General features: G+C 36.0%; 11 protein-coding genes. All 11 read left to right on the top strand.

Annotated features, from left to right (window positions below; all coding sequences use genetic code 11):
* The first annotated feature begins 1,012 nt into the window (after window positions 1-1,012).
* The 11 genes from IPP86_11590 to IPP86_11540 all read left to right on the top strand — a co-directional run bounded on the left by IPP86_11590 (window position 1,013) and on the right by IPP86_11540 (window position 10,771).
* Entirely contained in the window at window positions 1,013-1,591 is a 579-nt protein-coding gene (locus IPP86_11590; protein ID MBL0139156.1) for a transposase, read from the top strand.
* A gap of 1,133 nt (window positions 1,592-2,724) precedes the next feature.
* A complete protein-coding gene (locus IPP86_11585; GenBank protein ID MBL0139155.1) occupies window positions 2,725-3,327 on the top strand; it encodes a hypothetical protein in 603 nt (200 codons plus the stop codon).
* A gap of 250 nt (window positions 3,328-3,577) precedes the next feature.
* Window positions 3,578-3,892 carry a hypothetical protein gene (locus tag IPP86_11580; GenBank protein ID MBL0139154.1) on the top strand — a complete coding sequence of 105 codons (315 nt, stop codon included), beginning with the start codon at window positions 3,578-3,580 and terminating at the stop codon, window positions 3,890-3,892.
* A 188-nt stretch (window positions 3,893-4,080) separates the two neighbouring features.
* Window positions 4,081-4,815, top strand: coding sequence for an RNA-directed DNA polymerase (locus tag IPP86_11575; GenBank protein ID MBL0139153.1), 735 nt, complete (start codon window positions 4,081-4,083; stop codon window positions 4,813-4,815).
* Window positions 4,816-4,913: 98 nt separating this feature from the next.
* Window positions 4,914-5,309: a hypothetical protein gene (locus IPP86_11570; GenBank protein ID MBL0139152.1), complete on the top strand. Its 396-nt coding sequence runs from the start codon at window positions 4,914-4,916 to the stop codon at window positions 5,307-5,309.
* A gap of 5 nt (window positions 5,310-5,314) precedes the next feature.
* A complete protein-coding gene (locus IPP86_11565; protein ID MBL0139151.1) occupies window positions 5,315-6,163 on the top strand; it encodes a transposase in 849 nt (282 codons plus the stop codon).
* A gap of 56 nt (window positions 6,164-6,219) precedes the next feature.
* Window positions 6,220-6,519 (top strand): hypothetical protein, encoded by a 300-nt coding sequence (locus tag IPP86_11560; protein MBL0139150.1) that lies wholly within the window; start codon window positions 6,220-6,222, stop codon window positions 6,517-6,519.
* Window positions 6,520-6,783: 264 nt separating this feature from the next.
* Window positions 6,784-7,464, top strand: a complete 681-nt coding sequence (locus IPP86_11555) for a hypothetical protein (protein MBL0139149.1) — start codon at window positions 6,784-6,786, stop codon at window positions 7,462-7,464.
* A 573-nt stretch (window positions 7,465-8,037) separates the two neighbouring features.
* Window positions 8,038-9,585, top strand: a complete 1,548-nt coding sequence (locus IPP86_11550; protein MBL0139148.1) for a T9SS type A sorting domain-containing protein — start codon at window positions 8,038-8,040, stop codon at window positions 9,583-9,585.
* Window positions 9,586-9,838: 253 nt separating this feature from the next.
* On the top strand, window positions 9,839-10,042 hold the full coding sequence (locus IPP86_11545) for a hypothetical protein (protein ID MBL0139147.1): 204 nt from the start codon (window positions 9,839-9,841) through the stop codon (window positions 10,040-10,042).
* 102 nt (window positions 10,043-10,144) lie between these two features.
* The gene (locus IPP86_11540) at window positions 10,145-10,771 is read left to right on the top strand and encodes a hypothetical protein (protein MBL0139146.1); all 627 of its coding nucleotides are present in this window, start codon (window positions 10,145-10,147) and stop codon (window positions 10,769-10,771) included.
* The last annotated feature ends 558 nt before the right edge of the window (window positions 10,772-11,329 follow it).

Genomic DNA, 11,329 nt, shown 5'->3' with positions numbered 1-11,329 from the left:
AGTTGCAATATTGCCTTTGCGTCTCTTTGCGCCCTTTGCCCCGATGGGGCGAAATAATCACTAAGAATCCGCCAAGTACCTCAAAGATTTGGAACGCAAGCCCCCCGTCAATCTACCTCTGCCCTCCCCGTGCTCCGCTCGTCCCTCGCTTCGCCCGCGGTTAGTTTGCTGGCTGCACCGCAATCTATTTGGGTTCCTGGTGCTTAGTGGTTAGTGGTTGGATTAAATAATCTACTCCCCCCTGTCCACAAATTCTCTCCCCCCTCCCATTCCACAAACCTCAAAAAAACTTAAAACTTCCACATACACTTCCACTTTCGCTACCACTTATATTTTAACTTATAATAACTCTTTAACTTAAAACGCTCGCACCAATCACCGCGTCTCTTTTCCAAACCGACTACAGACTACAGACTACGGACTCCCGACTACTAATTTCCAAAGCCAGCCCTACACACACAATCCGTCCCCCGTCCTTCGTCCCTCGCTCCACTCCTCTGTCCCTCATAAAAATTCCTCTCTTTTCTTTTAAAACAATTTGAAAAACGTATCTTAGTCAGCATATTTTTTTGAATATTTAATTCAATTTGATAATTGTATTCAATAAAATAAATAATTTCAGTTAAAGATAAATATTATTTTCCTCAATGAACCTATATCACACTTATCCTAGGTGTAGTCCCAAAGTTAGTTGAAAAAAACTTAGCAGCTACCGAAGTCGCTGCTAAGTAAGTGGTTTGATAATGAGTATTTTTGATTTGCGACCTAAAATCTAAAATCAAACTACCATGAGCAAATCTACAAAAGTTCAACGAGAAAACATTGCTTGGTTTTACGACCAACCAGTCGACATTAAATTTGAAATGGTGATGAATCATTTTGAGATGTGTCGAATCATGATTAATCAGATTTTTGAAGAAATTATCAGAGAAAAGACAGGTGAACGTTATGAGCATTCACTTTCGGGCCCAAAAAAATTCTATCGCCACGGTTTCAATCCGGGAGCATCAAAATGGGAGATCATCGATTGCCGGTGGAAATTCCAAGAATCAGGGAATCTTCAAGTGGAAAATGTGTACCGCTTCCAGGTCTGGAAAACTTAAGAAACCTAGCCGAGCCAACCGAAGAAGTTCTCAAAAAGGTTCTTCATGGAATCAGCACTCGTGATTATAAAAAAGTAACTAACCATTTAGCCGAAAGTTTCGGACTCAGTTCAAGTCAGGTCAGTCGTGAGTTTAAAGAACAAAGCGAAGAAGCATTCAAGCATTTTTGTGAACGAACCTATGAAGATCACAATTTTGTTGTACTGTTAATTGACGGAAAATATCTGGCCAGTGAACAGATGGTAGTCGCCTTGGGTGTGACGGATAAAGGGATCAAAATTCCGGTAGGTTTTATTCAAACATCAAATGAAAATAGCCGTGCCATAAGCCAGTTGCTTAAACAAATACTCGCAAAGAAATTTAGTTTTACTGACGGCTTACTTGTCGTGATCGATGGTAGCAAGGGGCTTCACAAGGCGGTGGTCGATGTGTTTGGAAAAAAGCAATTATTCAGCGTTGTCAGTGGCACAAACGTGAAAATGTACTGAGCTATTTAAGTGATCGGGACAAATCGAATTTTAAAACAAAAATACAGAATGCATACCGGGAACCTGATTACAATAAAAGCTAAACTGGTATTGCTAAACATCCACAAAGAGCTCTTAAAAATCAATCAAAATGCAGCGAACTCTCTACTGGAAGGCTTGGAAGAAACGCTTACACTCCACAAATTGAAAGTTGCGCAAATATTTTCCAGAAGTTTGGCTACGACAAATTGTATTGAAAACCTGAACTCCCAAATGGCGAAATATGTACGAAATGTTAAGCATTGGACCAACAGTAATCAACGACAAAGATGGGTTGCTGCAGCCTTATTGGAATTAGAAAATAATTTGAATAAAATTCATAACTTTAAACATCTAAATAAATTACAGGAAGCAATTAAAAATCACGTCATCAGGAAACCACGATGCAATTTTTCAACTAAGAATTAGACATCACCTTATCCTATTCACACAAAATCAAATCTAATAATTGAATTTCGGATGTCGCACAATTCAAATATATATGCAATCAATTGTGTGAACCCAATCAATTTCAATTTATATACAAAACTGGTTGCGTAAACCGAAACGTTATGCACAAGATATAAAATCATTCAAATAATTGTTTACATTGACTACAATATCAATGAAATTTGAAAATAAAACTATGATAGAAAGATTAATACATGTAATAGAGCAGCAGATCCCGGTAGATATTTACTTTAGAATCGCAATTGACAACCAACCTGTAAGATGTTTACTTTATTACCCGGCTTTTATGGTAACAGAAATAAACATTGATAGAAATACTTTTAGCGGCTACACGATTCAAATGCGAAATCGTCCAATAAATGAAAGAATTTTCACAGAAGATAATATTGCTCTTATTTGCAATATATATAGTCCATTCATTGAGTTATAAAATATGGTAAATACTTACAAATAAATTACTGCGGACAAACAATGTCTACCTTAAAAATGATTGAGTAATTAAGACAACCTATCTATTAAGAAAATGCTGAGCATAAAACGCGGTGTGGCGCCAGGGCCGGCCGATGTTATACATAAAAATGTTAAAGCGGTGGCCGGCCCCGTCGCCAACCGCGAAAACGTTAACAGCAAGGCAGAAAAAATAAATGACACAACATAGAGTTATGGACATAACAACAATTACAAAACTATACACAATCTTTAATGACAAAAAATGGACAGATAAAGAAGGTAATAATATTGTCTTTACAAACTTTTGTAAATTATTATCTAATCTAAACGATACGCAAAGAGAATTAATTATTGACTTAGCGGAAAGATATACTTGGATTACTTTAAGCGAATATCAATCAAAAATTGTAAATACTTTAAATTTAGTAGAAAAGGAAAAACTGGACAATCTAAAAAGAATTATTTTATTTCCAGTAATGAAACCTGAAGACGAGAAAAAAACAAAAAGTGGGCATACTATACTTTATATGTTGAGAGCTATTAAGCCAATGTTAATTAGATATAAAGTAATAGAATTTATAGAAATCGAATCATATGACCATATCAAATCAAGTGATTTTAAATTAAAAGATACTGATGCAGTTTTTCTTCTTGACGATTATTTAGGTTCTGGTGAAACAATCAAAGCAACAATAGAAGAGTTTCTTTCAAATAGAAATATTGAGCCAAAAAAATTAAATGTTATCTCAATAGCCGCCCAATCAGATTCAACAGAATTCTTAAAAAAATTGATGTAGCCTATTATACAGACATGATAACAAAAAAGGAATCTCAGACTACTACAAGCCCCCAGAATTAGAAGAAAAAATTAGAATAATGATGGAAATAGAGAAATTGATACCTGGTAATCATTATACTTTTGGATTCAATCAATCTGAAGCTTTAATTACTCTTATGAGAACACCAGATAATACCTTTCCTATATTTTGGAAAGAACACAAAAAAAGTGGAGAAATTTATGAGGCACCATTTTCAAGATACTAAAATATGAATGAAAATAGTTTATACATACTTCTTGATGTAATTTTCCGGAATGGTTCTGTAAAACGGCTAGTAAGAAATGGTATTGATTTTAGCGAAATTGCAGTACAGACAAATAAAGCAATTTTAAATGGGTTGGTTACAAATTCTTATAGCAGAATAATACTAACTGACAAAGGAATTGAGTTGTTGAGAACCTTAGAAGATACGTACAAAAAGACGAATAAAAAAGAATGGATTGAGAAAGACGAAAAAGTCGTATTGATAAAAAGGAAAAAAAGTTTTATCTTTGTACCTAGACAAAATGAATTGACTTTTTAGTTCTTTCTTAAAATATTGTGTTGGCTTAGGCTGACACCGGAACAGTGAGTCACTGTTCTGTAATTGAATGGGCTTTCAAGCCTTCGGGTTTAAAAGGGTCTTCGCTGAAGCTCCGACCCTTTTAAACCCGTATTCACTAACTTGAGTGTGGGGGATATGCCCCCCACTCAATTAACGATTTTAAGAATATGAACTTTGAAAATTATAGAACGAAATTCGAGCAAAAGGCATCAAAATCAGGATATACTGATGAGAATATACAGCGATGCCTGAATTATGCAAAACCACTTATTGAGAAAGGGCTACCAGTAATATACAATACTTCTAACTTATCAGTTTTTGTTGGATATAGAAAGGATTATTTAAAAAGAGCAGTAGTTTATACTCCATATTTTTATAGAAATTTTAAAATTAAAAAACGCAACGGCAAACTGCGTGAAATATCTGAACCATTACCTAGTTTAAAAGAAATCCAAAATTGGATTCTTGAAAATATTTTAGAACAAGTTAAGGTTAGTTCATTTGCAAAAGCATACAGGAAAAGGATCAATATAATTGAAAATGTTAAATTTCATAAGAATCAGCCAAAAGTTTTTACTGTTGATATTAAAGACTTTTTCCCATCCATAACTACTTCCTCAGTTGAAAATATTTTTTTGAAACTTGGCTACTCAAAGATTTTGTCAAATTTATTAGCAAAACTTTGTACATTGAATAATTCGTTACCACAAGGCGCACCAACAAGTCCCTATCTTTCAAATATTTTTTTTAAATCAGCCGATGACAATATAATAAATTATTGCGTTAAAAATGAGATAAAATATACTCGATATGCAGACGATCTTAGCTTTTCAGGGAACTTTGATGAAAATGAATTATTAAAAATTATTGAAGAATCTGTTAGGGTCTTGTCCCAAAGTTAGTTGAAAAAACCTGACAGCAACCGAAGTCGCTGTCAGGAAAAGTGGTTTGAAATTGAGTATTTTTGGTTTGCAGCTAAAAATCAAAAAATCAAACTACCATGAGCAAAACTACGAAAGTTCACCGAGAAAATTACGAATGGTTTTTAAACCAACCCATGGACCTTAAATTTGAGCTACTGGGTCATCATTTTGAATTGTGCCGGGTGATGATCAACCAGATCTTTGAAGAACTAGTAAGAGAAAAGACAGGAGATCGCTATTCCCATGCTGAAAACGGAGACAAAAAATTCTATCGGCACGGCTTTAATCCAGGGAGCATTAAAATGGGAGGACAACGCTTGCCGGTGGAAATTCCCAGGATTCGGGAATCCCAAACTGGTCAATGCGTTCCGTTATCTGGCGTTGAAAAGTTAAAGAATATCGAAGCTCCAAATGATGAAATGTTTAAAAGTGTACTGCATGGCCTCAGTACACGGGATTATAAAAAGTCGTAGCGCATTTGGCGGAAAATTTCGGATTAAGTTCCAGCCACGTCAGCAGGGAATTTATTGAAGCGAGTGAACAGGCAGTAAAACATTTTTGCGAACGGACCTTTGAAGAGCACACTTTTGTTGCCTTGTTGGTTGACGGAAAATATTTAGCCAAAGAACAAATGGTTATCGCTCTGGGAGTGACGGATAAAGGAGTAAAAATCCCCTTGGATTTTATTCAAACTTCCAACGAAAATAGCCGGGCAATTGGTCAGCTGCTCAGGCGATTAATTGATCGAAAATTTAAGTTCGATGGAGGTTTGCTAACCGTAATTGATGGCAGCAAGGGTATCCGCAAAGCGATTGAAGATGTCTTTGGGAAATCCGCAGTAGTACAGCGTTGCCAATGGCATAAAAGAGAAAATGTCATTAGTTACTTGAGTGAAAGAGATAAAACAATTTTCAAAGTTCGAATCCAGAATGCATATCGGGAGCCAGACTATCCAAAAGCAAAAACAGCGTTAATGGAAATCCATCGGGAGTTAGAGAAAATAAATATCAGTGCAGCCAATTCGCTTCTCGAGGGTTTGGAAGAAACACTGACATTGCAAAAATTAACTGTTGCGCAAATATTCTGTCGCAGCCTGGGGACAACGAACTGCATTGAAAGTATGAATTCCTTAATCGGAAAATTTACAAGAAATGTGAAAAACTGGTCGAATAGCAACCAACGCCAACGATGGATAGCGGCATCACTATTAGAAGTTGAACACCGATTGAAAAAAATACATAACTTTAAATACTTAAACAGATTACAGGATGCAATCAAAAATCATCTCAAAAAGAAACCACTTCTAAAAAAGTCAACTAAGAATTAGACATCACCTCTGTTAGTACTTTAGGTTTGTCAATAAATAAAGAAAAAACAAAATTGATGAGGCCTAATGAAAGGCAGACGGTTACCGGTATTGTGGTAAACAAGAAAACTCAAGTTGCTTTTCAAAAAAGAAACAAAATCCGCCAGGAACTTTATTTCATAATTAAGTTCGGATTAGATAGCCATATGGAAAGAGAAGGGATTAAAAAACAAAATTATATTGAACATCTCTTAGGTAAAGTAAATTTCATTTTGCAAATAAACCCTAGTGATGCCGAATTCAAAAAGTATCGAGATGAATTAATATTATTAAAGAGAAATAAAAATGGAAGAAGCCCAGCCGTGAACAAAGGCTAAAATCAAGCAGGCAGAAAGTACTAATTTGAAGGGGATTAAAACCAATTTACTTTATCGAAGTTTGAGAGCGTCTAGCTCTTGATGCGAAGGATCTGTCAGCCCGGCTTGGCGGAATGTTGTGTGAATGCCTGTGTGCAAGGTCATTCTATCGCGGAAGAAGGTTGAGAATGTTTCACTGAAAACTTTTCGAATGCCTGCTGAGAAGGATATGTAAAAGCAACGGCAAGCCAGAAATATATTACCAAACAAGAAAATTGAATTCTTATGAAAGATTGGTTGCACAGTATAAGTGAGAATTATCCTTTGATTTATCTTGCCATTGTTGGGATTGGTATTGGTATTGCAGCTTTAATCTTGAACATTATAGTTAATCGCCTTCTTGACCGACTTAGTGATGAAAAGCGAGTTCAATTTACTTTTGCTAAAAGCATTTTTTGGGGAATAGCAATCCCTATAATTGGAATGTGGATGTGGTTTTCTTCATTCGATAATCCATTTAATGAATATAGGTTGATTACTAATCCAACGACCGCCAAAGGCCTTATTAATAAAGTTGAGCAACAATCAGATGTTGTTGAATACAACGACAGCAGAAGTGCTGCTGTTGCTTATTTCTACTATTATGAATTTACTTTCAAACTTCCGAATGGCAGAACTATTCAAGGAGGAGGAAAAGAAAACGGAGATATTCCAGAATACTTGGCAGATGTTGCGAACACGCCATATCAGATAATTGTTGAATATTTATCTGACAATCCCAACGTTAATCGTGTCAAAGGAATGGAAAGTGGAAAGATGACGCTGTATGAATGGTTAAGATATCCAATGTTTATCGGGCTAATAGTCCTATTGCTCGGCTCTTACTTTGGTTTCATGATAATAAAGGGAGGTTTGAAAGAATATCGAATTGAATTTCAAAACTTGAAACGACACGACTTCGAATGAATAGCAGAACGGCAACTAACATGGTGGTTGCGATAGCGGTGGTCCCTCTACCAGCTGTGTCCTATTTCTTTGCATCCCCCATCCTACTCATACCACGCTTCGACGGATATTCATCCGTTGTCTTATAATTGTGTGATTTAAATCCACCTTGAATCGCTCATCGTACAGGCTATGCTCTAAGTTCGTTAAAATGTTTCAAACAGAAACGCCTTGCCAGAAGTTGATTGCCCTTCACCACCGGATATCACAGTCAATACACCCGTCTTTTTTCAATCTCTGATCCTCCCCTTCCAATACCAGCCTCCTAGATTCCAATCTGAAAAGCCCTATTCAGTGGATGAATATCGCATAATACAAGGACAAAGAATTTATAAAAAACCATCCATTGGTTGAATATTTATAAGTACTATTTCCACATAAAACAAAGAAGGTATTTGTTCCAATTTTATTCCAAAATAGTTGAATGCAAATCTGTGCTACCCATTCATTTTTTTTATAACTTCGACAAGCTTTATTTGTTGTCAATCCTTTCACACTTCAATTAAAGTATCTGTAAAATTTTAAGTGAGAGTCATGAAAAAACTTTTATTTATTTTTATTCTTATTTACGTAAGTAAAGCGGGATTTTCTCAAGCAATAACAAAATCAATCGTAGACACTTCACGTGCAAGTACTTATCTCACATTTGCAGCACCAGCACATAATTCAGGGTTTGTTCTTCTTGGTAGTCTAGATGATAATACGTTCTTAAATATTAGCTATATTATTTCTAAGCTTGACAAAAATGGAGAAATTATTTCGTGTGTTGCAAACGATTCATTGTATCTAAGGTCTTTCATTCTAACATCTGATCAGGGTTATCTATTTACAGGTATTGCAGGTAATCTTCAATATGATCAATGCATTATTAAGACTGATAGTTTATTCAATTTGGAATGGATTAAATTATTACGTCCCGATTCTTGTTTTAGTACGCTTCCCACATATACTATTGAGATAGAGGACAAGTATTATTTCTGCACCTTTTCTTACTGCCCTGGAAACAGTATAACAATTTTAAAATTAAGCAACAATGGTGATATTTTGGACCAAATTGCATTTTCTGATACCATTAATCACATTATCTGGGATTACAAAATATCCGGTATCAATAATTCTCAATTTGCAATTACTTATGATGATTGGAATCAAACTGCTCTAATAGTTGTTGACACTAACTTAAATGTTTCGTGGGCTAAAATCATTAAAGGAAACTCGGCTTACTCTCCACATTCATTATTGAAACTTTCGGATTCGTCCATTCTTATAACTGGATTTACACATACCGCATATGCGGTTTATAAATTTTCAAATTCTGGTAATGTGATCTTTTCAAGAACATTGCATAGTAGTACAACTGATTTGGGTCTTATTTTACCTGTTGAAATGGAAAATAATTCAATTGGATTATCTGGTTCCCTTCAGGATTCCAATCAGATAGGAACACCTTTATTTATTAAACTTGATTCATCTGGAAATTTGATTTCAGCTTACCAAAATAACTTCTCTCAAACATCTAATACATTCGCATTTCCTTATTTTGATTCCCAAATAGATACTCTTTACTTATTTGGGATGTACCAAAATTTTTGGGGCATTCCCCTTTCACAAATTATTTTCATACGATCGAATACTAACTGTGATGATCTTTGCTTCAATGAGCCAGCTACTATCATTGACTCTATTGTGATGATCGAAGATTCATTTTTTACTCCATTGGTTACCCATTCCAATTTTTTCCTTATAGATACAATTTCATCCTTTACTATATCTTCTTTATTTACAAGAGACCTATGTTCATGGCTTTCTGACAAAGAATCTCCAAAAATATTGATCTCACATCCTGGATTTCAAATTTCTCCTAATCCTTTTCATACATCAACTTGGTTGCAAGTAACTTCAGAGTTTGCCAGTGCAAATTTGAATATTTTCGACGCTAAAGGTTCGCTTATAAGAGCAGAAAGAATTTCAAATCAAAAAACATATGTATTGAATCGTAATGAACTTCAGAACGGAATATATTTTCTTCAACTAGTTAATGAAAGCGGACAAATGATGAATGCGAAGATTGTTGTTGAATGACCTCCTCCGGCTGCGCCGTATTTCATTGCATCCCCCATCCTACCCAGCTGTGCCGTATTTCTTTGCATCCCACACGCTTCGACGGATATTCACCCAGCTGTGCCGTATTTAATTGCATCCTCCATCCTACTCATCCCACTCTTCGACGGATATTCATCCGTTGTCTATTAATTGTGTGATTTAAATCCACCTTGAATCGCTCATCGTGCAGGCTATGCTCTAAGTTCGTTAAAATGTTTCAAACAGAAGCGCCTTGCAAGAAGTTGATTGCCCTACACCACCGGTCATTACAGTCAATACACCCGGCTTTTTCAATCTCTGGTCCTCCCCTTCCAATACCGGCCTCCTGGATCCCAATCTGAAAAGTCCTGGACAGTATATAAATATCACACAGTTTAATGGCAAAGGATTTTGGAAATCCTTGCAGCATAAGGCTTCGAAAGCGGTTAGCTTTTAAAGGGGTTATAGACTGCGCAGCGGGGGATTTCAAAGAAACCCTATTTATAGCAGTTTTTCGATGTTTAGGGTTTTGCTTATCTTTGTGTTAATGCAAAATCAGCTGAAAAATGAACTACGAAATATCATTTCAGGAAAGGTCCAAGTTAGGTTCGGAACAATTATCCAAACAATCGCCAGTGACCTTGAAAAAGGCCCGCAAGCAGGCTCAAAAATTGAAGACACAAAGCAAATCCGCGAACAAGAAACAGCGAGGTTAGAAAAACTCATTTTTGAAAAGGGGCTTTGGATTAAGGATATTGATTTTACACAATATGTGAGTGAAGGTGCTGAGCAAAGAGTTTTTCTAAAGGATTCAGAACATGTTCTCAAATTAAACGATGCAATTTACTATCGTTCCTGGAAGGACTATTTTTACAATTTATTACTTCACAACTTTTTCTTTACTGATACAGCATACGAATTAATAGGTTTTACCAAGGAAAAGAATATTTTATATGCAGTTGTTCAGCAATCGTATGTTGAAATTTCTCAAAATACCGAATTGGAACATGTGAAAGTTTTTATGGATTCGAACGGTTTTATAAATACAAGAAATAATGATTACTTCAATCCTGAACTTGGAATTATTTTAGAGGATTTACACGATGAAAATGTATTGACAAGAAACGGAATTCTATATTTTATAGATACAGTTTTTTTCACAACTGATAAGTTTTGGACGGATTAGAACCCCGCTCGGCGAATGTTGTGTGAAAGCCCGTGCGCAAGGTCATTCCGTCGCGGAGGTAGGTGGCGATTCTTTCACTGAAAACTTTTCGAAAGTCCATGGCGGAATGAGCCATCACACAATCCCGCCCACAACATTCCGCCAGGCAACAGCGCCTTGCTTGCTGTTGATTGTCTCACACCACCGGTCATTACAGTCAATACACCCGATTTTTTTCAATCTCTGATCCTCCCCTTCCAATACCGGCTCCCTGAATTCCAATCTGAAAAGCCCTGATCAGTGGATGAATATCACACAGTTTAAGGGCAAAGGATTTTTGCAAATCCTTCGCAGCATACAGCTTCGAAAGCGGCTAGCTTTTAACCGGGGTTATAGCCTGCGCAGCGGGCGCACTCTTTAAACACACAGCTTAAAAATCTCTCTTGAAAAAATGAAAAACTCATTTCAGTTTATCGAATTATCAGGCCCGTTAGGGCCAGACTTTGGGTAATACTATAAACACGAGTACGTCAAGCCCCTTTAGGGGCGAACTCATTAAAGACATAACCTTTTCGACCA

This window comes from Bacteroidota bacterium, from assembly GCA_016720935.1.
Classification (GTDB): domain Bacteria; phylum Bacteroidota; class Bacteroidia; order AKYH767-A; family 2013-40CM-41-45; genus JADKJP01.
This window is presented reverse-complemented; position numbering and strand designations above follow the sequence as displayed.